Source organism: Thalassotalea euphylliae (assembly GCF_003390395.1).
GTDB lineage: Bacteria > Pseudomonadota > Gammaproteobacteria > Enterobacterales > Alteromonadaceae > Thalassotalea_F > Thalassotalea_F euphylliae_C.
The window spans coordinates 603449-624654 of sequence record NZ_QUOV01000001.1; the positions used below are offsets into that span (position 1 = coordinate 603449).

9 protein-coding genes are annotated in these 21206 nt (G+C 44.0%); 5 read left to right on the top strand and 4 right to left on the bottom strand.

The window, feature by feature from the left end:
- The first annotated feature begins 389 nt into the window (after window positions 1-389).
- On the top strand, window positions 390-983 hold the full coding sequence (locus DXX92_RS02670; protein ID WP_181901676.1) for a hypothetical protein: 594 nt from the start codon (window positions 390-392) through the stop codon (window positions 981-983).
- A gap of 669 nt (window positions 984-1652) precedes the next feature.
- On the opposite strand, the gene DXX92_RS02675 is transcribed toward DXX92_RS02670, so the two are convergent.
- Window positions 1653-6011 carry a chondroitinase family polysaccharide lyase gene (locus DXX92_RS02675; protein ID WP_115999018.1) on the bottom strand — a complete coding sequence of 1453 codons (4359 nt, stop codon included), beginning with the start codon at window positions 6009-6011 and terminating at the stop codon, window positions 1653-1655.
- Between the two features lie 416 nt (window positions 6012-6427).
- On the opposite strand from DXX92_RS02675, the gene DXX92_RS02680 reads away from it, so the two are divergent.
- Window positions 6428-9100, top strand: coding sequence for a TonB-dependent receptor (locus DXX92_RS02680; RefSeq protein ID WP_115999019.1), 2673 nt, complete (start codon window positions 6428-6430; stop codon window positions 9098-9100).
- 151 nt (window positions 9101-9251) lie between these two features.
- Here DXX92_RS02680 and DXX92_RS02685 read toward each other — a convergent pair whose 3' ends face one another.
- Both DXX92_RS02685 and DXX92_RS02690 read right to left on the bottom strand, forming a co-directional pair.
- Window positions 9252-10865 carry a sulfatase gene (locus DXX92_RS02685; protein WP_115999020.1) on the bottom strand — a complete coding sequence of 538 codons (1614 nt, stop codon included), beginning with the start codon at window positions 10863-10865 and terminating at the stop codon, window positions 9252-9254.
- A 53-nt stretch (window positions 10866-10918) separates the two neighbouring features.
- Window positions 10919-14086, bottom strand: coding sequence for a chondroitinase family polysaccharide lyase (locus DXX92_RS02690; protein WP_115999021.1), 3168 nt, complete (start codon window positions 14084-14086; stop codon window positions 10919-10921).
- 295 nt (window positions 14087-14381) lie between these two features.
- On the opposite strand from DXX92_RS02690, the gene DXX92_RS02695 reads away from it, so the two are divergent.
- From DXX92_RS02695 to DXX92_RS19295, 3 genes are all read left to right on the top strand, one after another.
- Window positions 14382-15686 (top strand): glycoside hydrolase family 88/105 protein, encoded by a 1305-nt coding sequence (locus DXX92_RS02695; protein ID WP_115999022.1) that lies wholly within the window; start codon window positions 14382-14384, stop codon window positions 15684-15686.
- Between the two features lie 347 nt (window positions 15687-16033).
- Entirely contained in the window at window positions 16034-18541 is a 2508-nt protein-coding gene (locus DXX92_RS02700) for a TonB-dependent receptor (RefSeq protein WP_115999023.1), read from the top strand.
- Between the two features lie 368 nt (window positions 18542-18909).
- Window positions 18910-19488 carry a type II secretion system protein gene (locus tag DXX92_RS19295; RefSeq protein ID WP_428977326.1) on the top strand — a complete coding sequence of 193 codons (579 nt, stop codon included), beginning with the start codon at window positions 18910-18912 and terminating at the stop codon, window positions 19486-19488.
- 150 nt (window positions 19489-19638) lie between these two features.
- On the opposite strand, the gene DXX92_RS02710 is transcribed toward DXX92_RS19295, so the two are convergent.
- Window positions 19639-21201, bottom strand: coding sequence for a sulfatase-like hydrolase/transferase (locus DXX92_RS02710; protein ID WP_115999025.1), 1563 nt, complete (start codon window positions 21199-21201; stop codon window positions 19639-19641).
- Window positions 21202-21206 lie beyond the last annotated feature (5 nt).

Consider the following 21206-nt stretch of genomic DNA (forward strand, 5'->3'; position numbering starts at 1 on the left):
ATGTAGTTATACCAAATGAATTAAATAATTGATCAATTCAGAGCGATGTCAGCGGTGGGAGAACAAGCCAAATTTTTGTTGATATAGTTATTCTACATCTCATCAATTTGGCGCAGTTATCGCGACGCTGACAGGCTCCCGAAGGGCGAGTTTAAAAGTCTCATATGCAGCGTTATTGATTTTGACAAGGGAATAACCATTCTCTGCAATCAATGCCTTGCCTCTGAGCCTTTTAATTCTCGCTGAATGATTAAGTATTTATTTCAATTGGTATTAGTCATGCAGTTACCCAGCGTTTATCGGTGACTTATTGTCTGATAACTGATGTCATAAAAATAAAGTGTAGATAATCAAACTACCAATAGTAACAACATGATAAGCAGGAAACGATGATGATAAAAAATATAGTAAGTAAATCTTGGTGGCTAGGGATATGTTTGGTACTGCCGCTCTCAGTACAGGCCACACTTATTGACTTTGATGCGCTGCCAGATGGCAACTATGCCACGGTGGGGGACACCAGCTTTTCGCTAGTTGGCGAGGGTGTTACAGGCGACCCTATTAAAAGTAGTTTGTTAGGATCCGGCTATTTGTTTAATTCGTCGCAACCTTTTTTGCTTCCCACTAACTCGATTTTACGAGTCGACTTTAATGGCTTAGTCGATAACTTGATGTTTGATTTTAACGGCTTTGGTCCAGAAGCAAGTTTAATGACGTGGCGTATTTTTGATGAAAATCTCACAGAGCTTGCTACCGGCAATGATCTTACGGCTAGTCTAGCGAGCTTTGATCTCTCGGCATTTTCAGGTATCAGCCGAATCGAATTTTTTAATGGTGGCGGTAACGTTAATCGCTTTTTTGGTTTACGGCAAATTAGTTTTGATAGTCAAGTTGCCAGTGTGCCGCTGCCACATACTATTTTGCTATTAGTCAGTGGCTTGCTGAGTTTCGCTTTAGTTCGAAAACACCGTTCGCAAATATAGCTTAGAACGATCAAGCGCTGAAAATAACTTAATAGACGCAAATTTAATAGCAACTGGCCGCTATGGTTATTTAACAACAGCTACGTGCGCCTAAAACACTTCTCTCTTAAAAGGCATATCGCTTATGGTGATATGTCTTTTTATTTTGGTCTTATTTGAAACAACGCCTTGCGCCTAGACAAGAGCTTTTAGATAAGTATTTTCGGTATATACGCAAGAAATTTCACTTAAACAATGAGCTGATGCTCATTAAGCGTATCACTGGGAAATCAGCATATTTTAAGCAAGGTTTAAGTAGCGGCTGTCAGGTGTATTGGGTTATTTGCTGGAGTAGTTTACTGGAGTTATTTACTGGACTAATTATTGGCCTAATTGATGCTGAATAACATACCTAAATGCCTATCAATGATACTTGATAATTACATACTATCTGTCTCTGGCAGCTAACACTTCAATCAACGTTAGCCAAACTTGCTCTCGACCAAAACCTGCTATCGGTCTAGCCTGTTACATATACCATGGCAGCTTTATGCGGATAAGCTAAGTTTTTGCGAAGAGCGAATATAGGTGATAGAAATAAATAAAAAACGCCCGATACTAATGAAACTATCGGGCGTTAACTTTGAGCCTGATTAAAAGCTTAATAAGCTCTGGCGAATAGCGCCAACACTACTCGACTTGGCTAAGGCTTAGATCATAGGCTTTACCATCAGTTGTGGTAATGGTGAACTCAGTATTTTCGCCGACAATGCCAAAGCTAGTGATCTCAGCCACTGGCTGGTTAAGTGACCATTTCCCCTTCAGTGTCACCGTGACCGACATTGGCTGATTATCGCCCCAGCGCGGAGCTTTACCAGTAAAGTTGTGATCTGGGTTACTCAAGCTGAGCGCCATTTGTGTACCTTGTTGCTCAGCCATGACCAGCACAGGGGTATCACTTCCCTCAACATAGCGGCCTGCGAGGCTATTGCTTGGGTTAAATATGACGTAACCTTCTTTGGTGCTGCGTCCAAAGCTGACGATATGCGCATCGCTGTCTTGCTGTAATACTCGATATGAAAGCTGCATTTGCATTTCCATGGCAAAGCGGAACATGTCCATTTTGCTGCTATTTGGCAAAATAGCGTATTCGTATTTGCCATTGAGCGGTGCTTCACCGTGATTAATCCACGCAGAAGCAAAGTCACCAAAACTTAGGTTATTAATATCATTATACTTTTGGCTAGGTGAACCTTGGTTTTGAATTCTAACTTCGAGGTCGCCACCATATTTCACATAGTAACCTGTGCCATACATATCGATTAACCAGTTCCGCTCTGCTGTCAGTGTTTTACTGTAGTTATTGCCACTGATATCCGCACCGTTTTCCACTAAGTTTTGTGGTGCTTCAAGCAAACTTTGCTGGAATAGGTTAGTAGCAATGATGTTCTGGCTGTCATCACTGTTAATGTCAGAGCCTAACGCGATAATCATACCTTCACAGGCAAACATTGATTTTTTAAAAGTGAAGCTACCATCGTGAGTTGGCGACCAATCAGCACGTTGCTGGAAATCTAAGCCGTATATGCCACACTGGCCTTCGATATCATGGTCGACATACAATAACGCATTATTTTGCTGGCCAAAACGCAATGCACCAGCAAATGCTTTATCGTTCCACTCATCTTGTCGGTCTTTGGCGGCGACGAGATCTGCCCACGCTAAGTGCTTAGTCGTTGTCCCTGGTATTTTATTCCAATCCCAGCCAGCCTCAGTATAGCCAGTTGAACCTTTTACGGTGACTGTGCCACTGTGTTCATCGTCAGGTAGCTGGTAGTTCAGAATGATGCTGCCGTAACTTTGATAACGACCAAAACGGTTGGCATCTTTATAAATTTCGCTCCCCCAAAAGTACTTGTTTAAGCCTTTAAAGTTGGCTACCCAGTTTTCATCGCGATAAACCCCCATAGGTCGGTAGTTGAACTGCCAGAAGCCCCAAGGGTTAGGCTCTTTACCTGCATCTTGTGTAGTTTCATTTTCGAGGAATAAGCGATTGTAAGTTTGATAAAAGCTTGTGTCACCAGTGGTATTGGCTAAGTTAAGCAAGCTACCTGCTAGTGATGGCACAGAGAATGGGTTACGTCCAGATAATGAAATCGGCATGTCTCGATTGGCATGCTGAACATTGTAGCTTTTTACCACTTTTATCAGAAAATCGAGCTTATCTTGGCTGATTGCAAAGCTAGAACTGGCAATGTTATCGACCGCCTTGGTGATTGAATTAATAGCGCCATAGACATAGCCGGGGTAATGCGTATTGTGATGGAAGCCTGAATAATCTGGTTTAAAGCCGTTCTGACCGCGACTGTAATAGGTTAACCAAGTTTCTAGGTGCTGTTTATAGCCGTTGAGGTACTGGATACGTTTATCTGGATCATCAATATGTAAGATAACTCCCAGAATAAAGCCGACGCGCGTACGCGCATGGTCAACGTTGCTGTCGTTATCGGACACTGGCTGCCATATTTGCTCTAAGGTGTTATACCAAGCAACCGCATCAAAAGCTTGCTGCCACAAACCAGCTTCTTTTAGCGGTGTTTCCATTAGTAAAATAGCATTGTTAATACCGCGCGCGTGGTAACCAATATGGCTCATGTTTTCGAGCATAGAGCCTGCCGCGAAACCTTGATCTAACATATAGCGAACAAGGTTGAGGAAGTACTCTTTGCTGAGCTCGTCGTTGTTATCTAGATATTCTCGAGCAAATACCATGATGTAGCTGTCGACCACGTCACTTTTTATACCAAAGTCTTTGTGGATATGGCGAGGCCCAAATAAAGGTACTTGTGCAGTGACTTTGTCGCCATCAACAACAATGCCAAGCTCGTCATACTTAGCAATTGCATCGGCTAACGAGGTAATACCGGATGTTCGACTACGTTCAGACTCTAGCGCTTTCTCGCGGTAGGTGGCTTTCATTTGCACTGATTCTGCAATTTGAGCATCGCTGGCGGTGACGCTAGGCCCTTTCGGATAAGTTTCATACACCAGCATATCGGTCCAATGATTTCTGTACCCTGTTGTTGCCATTGGTACTTGATAGTCGCCCCCTTGAATTAAGGTTTTAGGGGCAGTGAAATCGACTAAATCGATAAGTAATTTACCGCGACAAGTTGATGCAGGTGCCTTGATCTTCATGGTGGTTAGATCTTGGCTATTTTTGTTGCCTGACATATCAGTACGATATTTTACGCTTGCTGGACGCCAACCAGTGAAGTTTAAATTGATTGGATAAAAGTATTGTAGCTCGTCATTTGCATCATAAAATTCGATGCGCATCGTATCGTTTTCAAGTGGTGTTTCATTGTATAGCCAAAGGCGGAAAGTGGATTGATAGAAGTTAGTGCGATCAATAGCGTAAGGGTCTAAACCTTGGTTTTGAATATCGCTAACATCAATACTGTCACCAGCAACCCAATGCCACTCCAGAGCACTGCTGCCATGCTTGGCGCGCTCAGAATTTATTGCCAATTTTCCTTTGTTAATTTGCCATTCATAAGGCACATCATTTTGCTCAAATGAAACAAAGTCATTATTGCTCAGCAGCGCTGTTGAATTGCCCGTGCCAGTGCCGGCTTCATCGCCTAAGGTGCAGTACTCTAGCTGTTTTTGCCAGAGGCCAAGAGCTTCGGTGCTTGATGCTGCGCCTTGGAAAAACTGTACTTCGTCAAGTACACCAGCAAAGTTCTCGCGCGCTGCTGGCGTGCTGGCATCAATATTCTTAACCCCTAAGCGCCATGGTCGGAAAAAGCCTTGGGTAGAATGATCGCCAGGTTCATAGTCGCGGCTGCCTGCCAAACGACCGTTGACATAGATGCTTAAGTTTCCTTCATTACCATTAACCGCAACGGTAATGTGGTAGAACTGTCCCGGCTCAAAACTTTCATTTGTGGTGACTTGTTTTGTACCCGTCGCGGTTCGATGCTTAAAGTTGAAGGTTTTATCTGCGTTGTAAAATAGTCCTTGGTGAACTCCCCAGCGAGTGATCACACCGCTGCGGTGTCCCAAAGCTGCAGTTGGCTGTACCCAAGCTGAGATGGTGTAGTTGTCTTCATGGAGTAGGTCAAGCGCTGAGTTATCAACATTATTGATATCAACATAGCTATTAACACCGTCAAAGCTTAAGCCTGCATCGTTACGTCCCGACACCCATGTGGCATCATATAAGTCGGCGTGGTTGTCATTGCCTGAACTGTCTGTCGCGGTTAAACCTGTATTGTCATTGAGCTTTAAGTAGACTAGGGGCTTTAACTCGCCCAATTGTCGCCATAATTCATTGGCTTCTGTCGAGCTTAGGACGTCATCGTAAAAATAAACTTCATCTATTAAGCCAGCAAAGTTTTCACGTGCGGCTGGACTGCTGGCGTTGGGATCTTTTACGCCTAAACGCCATGGTCGGAAAAAGTTCTGTGTTGATTGAGCTGGTGCGTAAGTTAACTTGCTGTCTTCTTGACCGTTAATGTATAGCGTTAACTCGCCATTGGTACCGTCAATTGTGACTAGGATATGGTAGAACTCACCTGCCGGATAAGCTTGGCTAGAATTTAAATTTAGCGTCTTACTACCAATTCTATGTTTAAAGGTGAAGGTTTGATCAGCGTTGTAAAATAATCCTTGATGCACGCCCCAACGGGTAATAATACCACTGCGATGAGCGAGGGTAGCGGTTGGCTTAACCCAAGCGGCAATCGAATGATCTTGTTTATGTAAATTGTATAGTTGGCCATTAGGGTCATTGGCTAGATCTGCATGACTATCGTCACCATCGAATAATAGTGCACTACCATTTTTTCCCGCAAACCAAGTTGCGTTGCCTTGCAGTGTGGCATCATTACTATTGCCACTCGTGTCAGTCGCTTGTAAGCCTGTGTTTTCATCTAGCGGCAGTTGCACTACTTCATTGGCAAGAATGTCGGCATAACTGATGGATGGGGTTAGCAGTAGCAGTGAGATCACTGTTGCCACTTTTGTTTTTTGAATTCTTTTCATGGCTAACTCTTAGTTGTCGTTATATGTGTGGTGTTCCTGTTGTTTACTGCTCCTTAGTACCAGTTATAAGATAACTGATTAGATCACAAGTTATACTAGGATTGAGGAATGATCAAACTTGTGACGCTTCATTCAGATACTGGATGCTCGAAATGAACATGTGAGTTTCTTATAAATTATTTAAAAACCAGTTATTTAGTGGTTGTTGTGAATTTCTTATAAATATATAAAAAAATTTACTTATTTTATGCCATCTACTTTAGCCGCGCCTTAGTGCGAATTAAAAATTGCTTGTTTTTTGTTCTGGTGATATTGTTATCATACAACTTGGTTTGCGTTAGCTATTATAACTTCATTTGTTATCAATGGATTAGTTGTAATGTGGCAAGCACATATAACAATAATAAAGGTAGGGTATGGAATATAAAAAGAACTTATTGGCAGCATCAATACTAAGCGCTTTTGCTAGTGTGCCTGTGTTTGCCCAAGAGTCTGGCCAAAGCGCCGAGGAAACGGAAGTGATTGAAGTTAGAGGGATTCGCAGTTCAATCATTAACGCACTCAATGTTAAGCGTGCCGACATTAAGATTGTTGACGGTATTTCGGCTGATGATATTGGTAAATTACCGAACGATAATATTGCCGAAGCGATTCAGCGTATTCCCGGTGTGCAAATTACCCGCTCGCAAGGTCGTGGTGGTCAAATCGCGGTACGTGGTTTAGACCCGCGTTTAGCGCGTACTACTGTTAATGGCCAAACTTTCGCGGCGGCAGGCTTTGACGGCTTTAATTTTGGCTTTGTCGAATCGGAAGTGGCATCAAGTATAAATGTTTATAAATCGCCAACAGCTGATTTAGATGAAGGTGGTTTAGCTGGTGTGGTGAATATTGAAACCGCGTCAGCATTAGATTTTGATGAGCGCCGCGTAATTATCTCTGTTGATGGTATTTATGGCGATTTAGACAAAGAAGTGGATCCGCGGTTAAGCGCGACATTCGCGGATAAGTTTCTCGATGACAAGCTAGGTGTCTTGTTCAACGTCGTTTCCGAAGACGTTAACACGCGCTTTGATGCGATTTGGATCCAAAGCCCACGCTTGGTTGATACCAACGGTGATGGCGAAGACAATGCCGTGCGCTTGAGTAAAACACGTTCGCGTATTGAGCGCTACGAAGCGGATGGATTAACCTTTAACTTAGCGCTTGATTATAAAGTGAATGATCAGCTTACCCTTGGCCTTAAGGGCATTAAAGCTGAAAACGTTGGTGTGAACTCAATTGCCAACCTACGCCCAGACTTTAATACCGGCGACAACATTGTTGATTCTAAGGTTGAACCAGCCAGTGTTGATGGCGCTAAAGATACCATCTTTGCCACTGAAGCTGACAATGTACAACTTTGGAACCTACCGGTTTATCGTACCGACGATATGAAAACCTATGCTTATACCGCAGATATGGAATGGACAGACGGTACTTGGACGGTAAGCAGTGCCCTGCATAGCTCTAAAGGTGAATCTTTCCAGAATAACCAGTTCTTTATCTTTAATTTCAATGTCGATCACTTAGCGGCTGATATGACTTCATCGGGTGCGGGTGATACTAATGATTTAAGCTTTGTTTCTTCGCAGGCGGTGAACGATCCGAATACTTGGTCAGCCAATGCCCGCCCTGACGCAGTTAACTCAATTTCATTGGGGGCGAACCAGCCAAAAGGTACTGAGCTGGAAGAAAATGCCTTTCAAATTGATGTTGATCGCATGTTCGACAACGGCATCTTGAGCTCGGTTGAATTTGGTGTCAAATACCGCAATGAGAAAAGTGAGCGTACTCGTACTCGGGTAACTCATGACGCTGCACTGGTGGCACAGGTGATGCCTGACTTTACCGAAGTGTCACAAAATGCCGCCACTAACTTCTTAGGTGGTAACCGCCCGAATGGTTGGCCAGCACATTGGTTAACTGTCGATTTACCACGTTTGTTAGATATGGTGTTAACACCTGAAGTGCGAGCGACTCGTCAGGAAACGGAATTCAGAGGTGATATCTTCTCTGCTGAACGTGATATCTATGCCGCTTATGCAATGGCGAACTTTGAAGGTGAAATTGGTGAAATGCCATTTAGAGCGAACCTTGGCGTTCGTCATATTCGTACCGAGCAAACCAGTAATGCACCTGTGGTACAAGGTGATCAAGACGTAAACTTTGATAGCGACTACAACAATACCTTGCCAAGTTTCTCGTTCTCGTTAGATATTAACGATGATTGGGTAACGCGCTTTAGCGCCTCGCAAGTGCTGATTCGTCCGAAATTGGCGGCTAGTAACTTTAATCGCACGGTACGCCAAGTGGAAGATCCTTCTGCAGGTACCACTGACTATACGATTGTTGAAGGTAACCCTAACCTAGAGCCACAATTAGCCGATGCTTTTGATGCGACGCTAGAGTACTACTACGGCGATGGTAATGCGGTTTATACCTCGGTTTTCTATAAAGATGTGACTGATGCTGTGGGTACACGCTCTGTTTGTCCAAGCACTTTTGATTTAGCGACAGGCGCGCTAAGTGAAGCCTCCGGTGTGTGTATGGATAGCGCTGGCAATACGTTTGATATCAGCCAAACCTACAACTCACCTGAAGGTAATACCTACAAAGGTATTGAGTTTGGTGTCACCCATAACTTTGAAAATGGCTTTGGTGTGGTATTCAATACAACTTATTTAGAAGCCGATTCTGGTGAGCAAGATCCAATCACAGGTGAAGACTTACCGCCAATTAACTTGTCGAAGAATACTTACAACTTTATTGGTTACTATGAAACGGATGATTTCGCGATTCGTGCCGCTTACAACTATCGCAGCTCGTTCCTTGCCAGCTTAGGCGGCTTCTTAGGTGTGCAGCAGCGTGATTCACGTGGTCAGTTAGATATCTCGTCTAGCTACAACGTTAACGACAACCTAACCCTATCGTTACGTGCGCTAAATGTGACGGGTGAGCCTGATGTGGATTACTCAGGTGTACCTGAGCGCTTCCAGCAGCTTGGTTACGGTGGCCGTACCTATTACTTGGGTGCTCGTTACGAGTTCTAATGGCATGATGGCATCTGGTTCACAGGTGCCAATATTGCTGTCTGCAAAGACTGTCAGTAAAACAAAAAAAACGATAGCAATAGCTATCGTTTTTTTATGTCTGTTCTTTACGGTTAAACTTACGTTATTGAGCCTATTAGCTTAACCACTTTCAACTTAACCAATCGGGCACACCATTTGCCTGCTGCCATTGATTAATTCGTTGCTCTAAAAAGTCGCCCGTAAACTCGCTCATCCCCGGTGGTAATTGGTTGTGCTTCGGTAACCAAATCTGCAGGGCATTTTTAACCGCTTGGTACTCTGGCGTGTTAGCGAGATTGTAGTGCTGATTAGGGTCATCAATATTGTGGTAAAGCTCTTCGCTGCCATCGCGATATTGAATATAGCGCCATGTCTCTGTGATCACCGCATGGTTTTTATAACCCCAAGTGCTGACTGCCGGTTGCGCACGCTCCAAGCTCGGTTCAGCACACAAACTGGCTAATGATAAGCCTTCATTGGTATCGACTGCAGGTAGCTGACACAGCGCGGTTAAGGTTGGATAAATATCTAATAGGCTAACCGCTTGTGGACAAGCTTTGCCTTGCGTTTGGCCGGGCAGGCGGATAACAAAAGGCACATGGGTAGACTCTTGCCATAAGGTCATTTTTCGCCAATTTCTGTGCTCACCAAAGTTTTGACCATGATCTGACCACAGCATCACTAAGGTATTCGCGCTGTTTGGCCCAGCTTCTAGCGCATCTAACAACTTACCCACTTGATCATCAACAAAGGCAATACAGGCGAGGTTTGCTCTAACCAGTTCGCGCCAAAAGCTATCACTGACTTGCGTAACCGCTGCATGATCGCCACCGTCAATAATGCCCAGTGCCATGGCTTTGCCATACAGCGGAATATCTGCCATTTCATCGTCAATAATTTCTGGCATTTGCACTTGTTCTAATGGGAACAAATCAAAATATTCTTTTGGCGCGGTAAAAGGCGAGTGCGGCCGAATAAAACCTGCTGCAAGGAAAAACGGCTGTTGATGTGTCTGCTGCAACTGCTTTATTGCCCAGTTGGCAATATATTCATCGGGCATCACACCATTGTGAGGAATGTCTTTACGATCTAACGCGCCCCAGCATAGCGACTTACCACGGGTATCTGGCCCTAAGGTTTGGACAATTTGACCGCCATCTTTAGGGAAGGGGTAATACTTGTGATCTTTGTTGCCATAGCGGCCATAACCATAGCCGCGGCCTAACAAATACTCATTGGTGATCACATATTCAGGTAAGGTTTCATGCCATTGGTGGTGACGGTAATCTGAAACCCCGGTATGAAATACTTTGCCGCCTGCCATGGTTTTATAGCCATTATTTTTAAAGTGCTCTGGCAAGGTCGGAATATCTTTTAAAATATCATCGACTGAATGCTCAAATTTAGCATTGGTATACCAGCCAGTGGTACTGGGTTTTAAACCAGTGAGTAGCGAATTGCGCGAGGCCGAGCAAATTGGGGCAGAGCAGTGGGCGTTGGTAAAGTTAACGCCGGAACTCATTAAGCGATCGATATTTGGGGTTTTCGCTTGCGGATGCCCCCGTAAGCTGCCAATCCAATCATTAAGATCGTCAATACAAATAAACAGTACATTGGGTTTATTAACGGTTGGATTAACTGATGAGCCAGCGACTGTTTGCTCTGGTGTGGGCTTACTGCAACTTGCGGTAGCAAGTAGCGGCGATAATCCGGTTAATTGCAAAAACTGTCGTCGGGAAACCATCACCTTACCTTCTCTTTGTCCTTTAAACTTAGCTTGCTAAATCTCTATGTTGGCTAAATTTGGGTTAGCTGAATTTGCACTGGCGTACCCGCAATCGAGGTAACCGCCAGTACCGTTTGATTATTGTCATGGCTAAGCACTTGGTAATGTTGCCCTTGGCCTTGCCATAGCCCATTTAGAGTCAGCTGGATGGTTTTGGCTTGTGGCTGGTTATGTCGCCACTTGGTGGAATAAATACTGACTTCTTTTTGTTTACCATCAGCTCCTACTTGATTGGCATCAACCCCTTGGTACAAGTTTAAGTCGGGATCGGTAACCGCGAGTTTTAGCACCGAGGCCTGCTCGCCCTGTTTAGCTGGCGAAGCAGCTGAGGTCTTGACTTGCGCCATAACCATAATTGGGGTGTCGTTGGCGGCAATTAAGCTATCAGCCAATTGCTGGTTGCTGCTAAATAACGCATAGCCAGTAATATCCGTCGCCTTATCGTGAACGATATGAGCATACTTATCTTGCTGTAATACCTGATATGGTGGTGTTTTACTGTCTAGCTGCTGATGAAAGTTTTGTGCTTCTGTCGGCGTACTGCCAATTAATACGGCGTACTGATAACTGGCATTTTGTGGCGCTTTACCGTGGCTTAACACTAGGCTGGCAAAGTCCCCTTCGGTTGGCTGTTTGCGCTCATTTTCCAGTGACTGCTGATGCTGGCGGGCAAATAATACAGTTTGGTCTTTAGGGATAAAGTAAGCGTTATTTAAAGTATCTAGATAGAAGCTATCGGCATTGAGTTGTGTGCGCTTTTTCGTGTTGTTACCAGTGATCGCCTTTGTGCCAATAAAGCTTGGTTGGTTTTCACTAATACTTTGCTGGAACAGGGTGGTTTCCGTTGGATATTGGCTATTTGAATTGCTGATATTGGAGCCTAGCGCCACCATGCGATTATCGAAAAAGAAGACGGATTTATTTGCGGTTAAATCATCATTGTATTTCGCATGCCCCTCTAACTTCATGGCGAACATGGCATTTTGCTGATCAAGCTGATTCGCCCCCGCATAACTTTGCGTTGACAGTAACATCTCTTCAACACCCGAGTATTGATCTACTTGATAAATATTCGCGGCCAGTAAATCTAACGGTAAATGCACTGTAGTGGTTCCGGGCCAGCGGTTCCAGTTCCAACCCGCTTCTTGATAAGCGCCGTCTTGAGTTGCTGATGGCAGAATTTCGACATGACCATAATTCATATAGCGGCCAAAATGGTTAGCGTCGGCATAGCTTTCATTACCTACCAAGTAGCGGCTAAAGCCACGAGCGGTGGCGAGCCAGTCGTTACGTCGTTGTATGGCTAAGCCAGAGTAGTTCATGACCCAAGCGCCATTGGGTGTTGCTTCTGGGGTTATTGAAATAGCTCTGTCTTTGAGTTTATTGGTATCGATGTTGGCTAAACGTAAGTAAGCACTAGCGACTTTTTTATCCCCCATTAAAGTAAGGTACTTAAACGGGGCTAGTGTGATCTCTTCGTATTTTTCAGGGTGCCGTCCAGCTAAACTTATCGGCGCCTTTAAACCATTAGAGAAAAGGCGTGTCATCATCACACCGTGGCGCAACCTCTGGTAAGCATCATCTGACAGTGCAAATGGTGTATGGCTAAGATAGTACACCACTGGGGTTAGGCCATTGAGGCCACCATTGCCATAAGCGACATAATGCTGGGCGTGATGGTAAAAAGAGCCATCTGGCTGAATGCCGCCGCTGAGCCCTTTTATTGCCAGCATAGAGTAGGACATCCATTGCGACAGCGCGCGTAAATAAGCAACCTGTAGATCTTGCTCAGTTTGCATTACGATTGACATTACCATACCGGGTAAAAAGGTATTCATGACATCGACATTAAAGCCATTGTTTTCTTGCTCAGGGCGGAAGATTCGGCCTAGGCCAGTTAGCCAAGCAATGGCTTGCTGGCTGTCTTTTAAAAGTTCAGGGTTAAGCATTTCACGGCCAAGAAACAGCGCCTTTGACCATTCACGCATTGAGTAGCCCTGGTGGTGCATTATACCGACCGCACTACCGCGCACATAACCTTGCTGATACATATGAGCAACCAGACTCGTAAATTGTTTTTTTACTTTCGCTTTCATATGTGCAGGTTTAGTTAGTCGATACGCTCTAGCGAGTTGAAGGAGATGCCTAGCGACTTGTCTAAATTTTACCGTTTCTTTATTTAGTGACTGCCACTGTTGCTTATTTACCGGCGCTTTTTGGTAAACCTCTAATTGACGCCCCATTTGTATTGGCTTTAATTGGCCATTGTCGGTGAAGTAGCGTTCTTCGCCTCGATTGAGAGTATTTTCTGCGTACTTGCCTGAAACTAAGTTTTGTTGTTGGCTTCTCAACGCCTTACGGGTTTTGTGTTTAGCGCGCTCTTTCACTTTACCGTTCTTGTTGAGTGAACTGTTAAAGCTATTGAGAATATCTTGATCGATGCGGGCGGTAATTTGTGCGATAGCGCTTAGCTCTACAGAGGTAGGCGCTGCATGCGGTAATTGTTCGTACTGCTGTTGCCATTCGTCATAGGTCAGCAGTGCACCCCAATGTGCATTGGCCCTTGCCATGATCGCTTTATTAACATGCGGAACTTGAAAGTCTGGTGTTGGCCAACGAGGGTCAACAGGAATGCTTAGCGCCATTAAATCGAAGTAAATGGTAGTCGTGATGTTGTGAGAAAGAGCAGCTGGGGCCTTAACAATGAGCTGGTTCATCGCCTCATGTGGTTGCCCCTGCATATCTGTCTCAAAGGGGACTGCTACCGCTCGCCAGCCTTGGAAGTCAAGGTTAACATCAAAACTGGCCGCCACCTGCTGGTTCTCAGCAAATTGAAAAGTTAGCTTATCTTTGATTGGTGTTTCATTGTACAGCCATGTCATAAAGGTATGGCGTGCTTGCTTTTTAGCGTTTGGGTTAAACGTCTTAAAGCCTATATGCTGATTTAACGTTAATTCACCGCCTGCGCTAAACTGCCACTTTAGCGAGTGTTGGCCGAATTTTGCTTGCTGGTTAGTAATCGTAAGCTGACTATTGGTGGCGTTAATCTGTTGCAAGTCGATGGTCTGCTCAAACGACAGTAATTGAGTTGTCTGCTCGGCTTGTGTTGTATGGCTTGTTGATATCAGCAATAGGACAATAGCGAAGATAAACAATTGTGGATATGCGGACAGTTTCATTTGTTCTTCCTTAATTCAGCTATTGCTCGTCAGTACTTAGTGGCGGTTCATTCAATAATGAACGCTCTCTCTTGTAAGATATCATATAACTAAGTTTGGTATTTGCAAGCAATACTTACACTTGCTAGCCTAGTTTCGTTTGTGCCTGCTTTTTCAACAAAAACTATTTAACTTTTCGACAAGTTTATTCTTGAGGTTCTCTTTAATGTATGCTTATATGAAAACATACAACTTGCTGGGTGAATCATTCACTAAGTTCAAGCATAGATAAAGTGTATTCACAGGAATAGATGCAATGACGCTGATAAATAAGAAAAAACTTTCCGGACTTTATTTGGGGGCAATTAGTGCTGCAGTGCTGGCATTTAGTGCTTGCAGTGAGCAGCCTAGTGCGGTGCAAGCGAGCAGCCAGGCGGCTAGCCCAGTATCTGATGAGCTAAGTAAAGCAGCCGTTTACCAAACTATGAAATATGTGTCTGACTGGCAGATGAGTAAGTTTAATCAGCAAACAAATCTGTTTGAAGGTTATGAGGAAGGCGCTTTTATGTCGGCAGATCAAGCTGATAGTCATCCGCAAGGCTGGGTGTATGCAGCGTTTCATGTTGGCATGGCGAAGTGGGCAAAATTAGCGGCAGAGCAGGGCGATGAAAGCTACTTCAAGCAATTGGCAGACATTGCCAAACGCAACCAATACCTATTTGCGCCTCGTATTTACAATGCTGATGACTATGCGATAGGTCAGCTGTATCTCGACTTATACGATCAATACCAAGACCCTAGTGTACTTGAACCACTAAAAACCATTTTCGACATTATTTTGTTATCGCCGTCGACCACAGATTTGTACTTCAAGAAAATTAAGGTTGACCCCAAGGCAGATCAAGATAACAACGAGCTGCCGTTTGATGAATTTGAAGGCCGACAGTTTAGTATCGTACCTTGTAAGAGTCGCTGGTGCTGGGCAGATGCGTTGTTTATGGGCCCACCTGTATGGATGCACCTAGCTAAGGTAACAGGCGAACAAAAGTACTTTGATTTTGCCAATAAAGAATTCTGGGAAACGGCAAATTTGCTATGGGACAAAGAAGACCACTTATTTTTCCGTGATACCCGTTTCTTTGACCGCCGAGAAGCCAATGGTGAAAAGATTATCTGGGCCCGCGGTGTTGGCTGGGTCGTTGCTGGCTTAGCGCGTATTTTAGAAAATGTTCCAGCAGAACATCCACAACGAGCTGACTATGAAGATATTTTCAAAAAAGTCATGGCACGCTTAGTCACCGCTCAGCAAGGCGATGGCTTATGGCGACCTTCGGTGTTGGCACCTAAGTCACAGCCATATAAAGAAACCAGTGGCACGGCATTAATTGCTTATGCGTATGCGTCAGGCATCAATCAGGGATTGCTGGATAAGCAAACTTACTTGCCAACAGTGCAAAAGGCGTGGTCAGGCTTAGTTAATGCAGTACAGCCGGATGGCAAATTAGGCTGGGTACAGCAGATTGGTCATGCACCAGATACTGTTTCTGCAGATGACACACAAATATATGGTGTTGGCGGTTTTCTGTTAACGGGTGTTGAACTTTATAAGTTGGCAAATTAGCTAACTTAGCTATGGCGAGATAGGTCTCCACTATTTTACACCCGATAAATACTCAACTAGCTCCTGAATAGTAGGCACCAGCAGAGTGCCCCTTCCAAGTTGCCCAGTAATAATATTACTGGGCTTTTTTTATCTTCCAAATCAACCTACTCACATATTTGTAACTATCTATCTGATTTTTATTGATTTTGTGTCGAACGAAAAATAATCAAAAAAGCATTTGCTTATATTCTGGTCAGGTAGTATTGTTATCATATAAGCTGTAAACAACACTAAAACAAACGAGCTTTATCATTAACTGGCGTATCCAACCAAGTTAATGAAAAAATAATAAGTAGGGGATAAGTATGAATTACCAAAGATCACTGATCAGCAAAGCTATTGCTACCCACCTATTAGGTGCGGCTGTCGCCAGCGTGTCGCTTACTGCGTTTGCTGAGGACGATAAAGAAATTGAAGTTATTGAAGTTACCGCGCAAAAACGCGTTCAAAACATTCAAGACGTTCCAGTATCGGTTTCTGCGATTAGTGGCGATTTCATTGCCAATTCAGAGCTTTCAACGTTTGCGGATATTGTTTCGCTGGCACCTGGTATTACGTTAGACCAAGGTGCTGAAACGCGTACTACATCGATTAGCATTCGCGGTGTTGGTTCAAGCCAAAACAATATGGGCATTGAACCAAGTACGACTATGATGATTGATGGCGAAGTACTGCCGCGCTCTTCTGCGCTAAATGGCGACTTAATGGATACTGAGCGAGTGGAGGTTCTGCGCGGCCCACAAGGTACGTTGTTTGGTAAGAATACGTCATCAGGTATTGTTCATTACATTTCAAAGCGCCCAGAGCTGGGTGAAAACTACGGAAAGGTAAAGTTTGCTACTGACGAGTATAGCCTAAAGCAAACACAGTTGACGACAAACTTTGGTGTGACTGACGATGTTGCGCTGCGCTTAAACCTGCTTTATAGCGACACTGATGGTTTTATGGAAAACCTCAAACCTGGTCAAGATGATATTGGTGCCCGTGATAGTCAAGGTGCACGATTGCAAGCCTTATATAAGCCAAGTGATATTTTCGACTTGCTTGTGCGTGCAGAATACAAAGAGAGTAGCAGTAATTGTTGTGGCTCAACCATTATTGAAACCGACCCAACACGCCAATTTAATGCTCACTTAAACCACCCAGCGATACGCGACTTTGTTCAGAATAATACTGGCTGGGGTGAGTTTGCCACCTATATGAGCGATGACCAAATTAGCGACATTGAAAACACAGGGTTCTCCGTTGAAGCAAACTACGATTTTGGTGATTACTTATTGACTTATACTGGCCATTATCGCGACTGGAGTTTGTTTAACAATACTGAATTTGGTGGTGCAACGTTAGATAATACCGAATTCTACTTTGGTGGTGAAAACGCCTTCCAATCACGCCAACATGAGTTAAGAATTTCGGCAGACAATGAGAAAGTGTCGTTTGTTGCTGGTCTATTTTATCAAAACGTTGATCAATCTCGTGAGGCCAAGGAAGCGTTCTGTAACCAAACCGCACGGGATACTTTCTGGAGTTTAGAAAACTGGGAACCAGGTAATGAAGCCAATGACGGCAACCCGACCGACTTTGATGTTGATGGCAACTTGCTAGCGTGTCGCAATGGTTGGCAAGAAACCGGTGGTATCGCCACAGGTGGCGGGCTTTACAACCAAATTGCTCAATATCGTACTACCGTGGAATCAACCAATAAGGCAGTATTTGGTCAGTTTGATTTCCACCTTTCTGAAGCGTTAACCGCTTTTGTTGGTGCTCGCTACTTAGATGAAGATTCGGAGCTTTATTATGAAGGTGGTCGTAACGCGACTCGTGCTTTATTAAAGCAATTAAATGGCCGAACTTTGAATGCTGCAGATCAAGAAGCACTGGGTTTTACTCATGAAGCAGACAGCAATGATACAGAATTTATTTACCGCTTAGGTGCGCAATATCGCGTAAATAAAGATCTAATGTTTTACGGCTCATACGGTACAGGTTACAAAGGTGTCGGTTGGTATAATGCGATCTCAAATGCACCAGCAGATATTGCAAATGATGAACTAAACCCAGTTAAACCTGAAAAGTCGAAGTCGGTTGAACTAGGGATGCGCTCAGATTGGTTTGACAATGATTTACGCTTGAATGTTACTGTGTTCCGCACTGAATACGAGGACTTCCAAGAGCGCGTGCGCGTTGAAGATGAAGATGAAGAAGCAGAAGATGGTACAGTTGGTCGCCCACTATTCGTTAATGCGGGTAAGGTGATATCTCAAGGTTTAGAAGTTGAGTGGAAAGCGATTTTATCTGAAAACATCACCCTAGATGGTACTTATGCATTTATTGATGCGACGTATGATGAATTTGATGGATTCTTCCAGAACTGTCCTGCTGGGCTAAAGGGTACAGACGAATGTATGTTTGTGAATGACGGCGCTCTAGAAGTATTGATTCTTGAAGGTCGTGAATTAGCTCAAGCACCAGAGCATCAGTTCCGTATTGATGTTCGTTATGACTTTGACTTTATGGGGCAGGAGTCACATGTTCGTCTAGGTTATCGTTGGAAAGATGAAATTCAATACCGTTTCGACCATAACCCAGACACTATTCATCCATCTTTTGGCTTACTAGACCTATACGTGGGTACCGAAGGAACAATTGGTGAGTACGATTACAACGTTAACCTATTCGTTAAGAACTTAACCGATGAAGAATACTACACTCGATTAGTTACACGCTCTAATCAAGTGGGTGGTGGCTTACGAGGTGTTATCGGTAAAGATTCACAGCGATACTGGGGCGCATCAGTTACTTTCCACTTCTAAACCGAAAGTTTTGGTATCGTGGTTAATATCGCGATAAATTTTGCGAAGCAGCAGAAAACTGACGTAGTAAAAAAACCAGCCAACGGGCTGGTTTTTTATTGCGCTTTTTATCACGCTTTTTATCACCTTAAGATGCATTCTATTTATTGTGATATGCCGAGAGTTTTGTCACAAGTAACTCGTTTGATAAGAGCAAATATTTAGTTAAGTGGTTGATTGAGTAATGTTGGCTAATATGCTTTCAGAAGTGGTGCTAAAACATATGATTTATATAGTGTTTAACAATTATTTTACTTTACATCGACAGATATAACTTTGATAATTGCAGCCAATATTAGTCGTAATCTAACCAAAATTTAGTCATGGCAGTGCAAAAGAAAAATCAGGGTTTTACATTAATTGAATTAGTGGTCGTTATTGTTATTCTTGGTATCTTAGCCGCGGTAGCCTTACCTCGCTTTATCAATTTAAATCAAGATGCAGAGCGCGCTGTGTTCAATGGTTTTGTCGGCGCATTTCGTTCAGGAGTTAACCTTTACCACCTAAGTTGGCAGGCAAAAGGACAACCTGACCAAGCTTTTGCTGGTGTTACTAGCGTACCTTCGGCTACTGGCTTTCCTGCCGGTGGGAATGATATTACATCAGCGTTCGAAGGTGATTGTCGGATTATTTGGCAAGATGTGATTGACGATCAACCAATACCGAGTTTTATTACCGCTAATCACGGGTGGTCGTCTAGTGTTAACAGTAATAATGCACAGTGGTCGAGCAATGCTGGTCAGCTAGCACTATTAAATGAAACCACTGATGTCTTTTGTCATTTTGTCTATACTGGCGGATTTCTAAGTGGTGGATTTAGTGGTCAAGACGGTTCTCGCTTGCCAGTGATTCAATACAATATGCAAACAGGTGAAGTGCGCGCACTAGAGTGGCCGTATAATCCTTAGCAGACCTTAGCACTGCTAGCTGATAAAACAAAAAAGGGCGTTTTTTACGCCCTTTTTTGTTGGTATGACCCGTCCTAAATAAGGTTGACACTTTTCAATCAATGAATTGGAGAGCGTCATGAAATCAACAACTAAACGAACTCAAAAGGATTACTCACTCGCTTTTAAGTTGGCGGTTGCCATAATTCGCATATAGGCAGCTTTCATCGCCTTTGTTTTTTCTGGGTATTTATCCGCTAAATTGGTTTGTTGCCCGGGGTCATTAGCGAGATCATAAAGCTGATAGCAAGAACAGGCACCGGTTTCGATATCTTCTTTTGCCAGTTTCTCATCACCCCAATAGGCAGGAATAAATAACCAGCTTTGCTCGCGATAGGCAGTTCGCCCGCCCAATGCTTGCACAACTAACGCTTTTCTCCCCTTAGCTGACTTACCTAACAGCGTTGATAGGTGGTTTTCGCTATCGAGCGTATCGTTATTGCTAACTGGCTGCTGAGTAAGAGCTGATAAAGACGCTAACAAATCGAGCTGAGAAAATAGCTGCTCTGATTCGCTATTGGCTTCGATTGTCCCCGGCCAGCTGGCAAGCAGTGGCACATGCGCGCCAGCATCAAATAAGCTATATTTGCCACCACGGTAGATACCCCAAGGAGTATGCTCGCCGTTTTTGCTAACCGCCTGATCTTGATAACCATCATCTAGAACTGGGCCGTTATCAGATGAGAAAATTACGAGTGTATTGCGCGCTAAGCCTTGTTGAGCTAAGTGTTTGATTAACCGACCAATCGCCCAATCTGCTTCTAAAATCGCATCACCCCTTGGTCCTAGCCCTGAACTGCCGGCAAATCGCTGATGCGGCACTCGTGGCACATGAGGCTGATGTAAGCTGTAGAATAGAAAAAATGGTTGGTTTTGGTTTTTTAGGGTCACAGTTGGTACTACTTGGGCATCGATAAACTCTGTTGCTTTTGCCAAGAATAGATCTGACATATCTTCATCTCGCCACTGTGCCTTTTTCCCTCCTGTTTGATAGCCAATACGCGGTATGCCATTGTTAATACTATGGAAGTGACCGTTGCTAAACTTCATCTTGGTCATTAACTCTGGGTTGTCGAGACCAGTTGGCTGGTTTGCAAAGTTCTTTTGGTAGCTAACATATAAAGGATCGTCTGGCTCAAGGCCAATAACCGCACCATTTTCTAAATAGACATTTGGCACTCTATCATTCGTCGCCGCCATTATATAAGAGTAATCAAAACCCACTTGGTTTGGTCCAAGTGCTATGGTTTGGTTCCAATCAACCTGACCATGGCCAAGGCCTAGATGCCATTTACCAACAATGCCGGTGCGATAGCCAGCACGCTTGAGCATTTTAGGGAGCGTCTCTTGTGCCGGATCAATCAGTAATGGCGCATCACCGGGCAAGATCTTAGCGTTTTTACGCCACGGGTATTGGCCAGTCAACAAGGAGTAACGACTTGGAGTGCAGGTTGCGGCCGTAGCATAGCCTTGATTGAATTTCAGCCCCTGATTGGCGATTTCATCAATATTTGGGGTTTGTAGCTTGCCCATTTGATAAGCGCTAACATCACCAACTCCCAAGTCATCGGCATAAATAATGACAATATTGGGCTTTTGTGTGTCTGCCTGTGAATAGCTGGAGACTAGCAGAGCTAGTGCCACTAGCAGCATAGTGTTTACCTTAGTCATCATACCGC

What these genes read in the sequence shown, in the direction of transcription:
- DXX92_RS02670 (WP_181901676.1), top strand. Translation starts at nt 390, where the DNA reads ATGATGATAAAAAATATAGTAAGTAAATCTTGGTGGCTAGGGATATGT.
- DXX92_RS02675 (WP_115999018.1), bottom strand. Translation starts at nt 6,011, where the DNA reads ATGAAAAGAATTCAAAAAACAAAAGTGGCAACAGTGATCTCACTGCTA.
- DXX92_RS02680 (WP_115999019.1), top strand. Translation starts at nt 6,428, where the DNA reads ATGGAATATAAAAAGAACTTATTGGCAGCATCAATACTAAGCGCTTTT.
- DXX92_RS02685 (WP_115999020.1), bottom strand. Translation starts at nt 10,865, where the DNA reads ATGGTTTCCCGACGACAGTTTTTGCAATTAACCGGATTATCGCCGCTA.
- DXX92_RS02690 (WP_115999021.1), bottom strand. Translation starts at nt 14,086, where the DNA reads ATGAAACTGTCCGCATATCCACAATTGTTTATCTTCGCTATTGTCCTA.
- DXX92_RS02695 (WP_115999022.1), top strand. Translation starts at nt 14,382, where the DNA reads ATGACGCTGATAAATAAGAAAAAACTTTCCGGACTTTATTTGGGGGCA.
- DXX92_RS02700 (WP_115999023.1), top strand. Translation starts at nt 16,034, where the DNA reads ATGAATTACCAAAGATCACTGATCAGCAAAGCTATTGCTACCCACCTA.
- DXX92_RS02710 (WP_115999025.1), bottom strand. Translation starts at nt 21,201, where the DNA reads ATGATGACTAAGGTAAACACTATGCTGCTAGTGGCACTAGCTCTGCTA.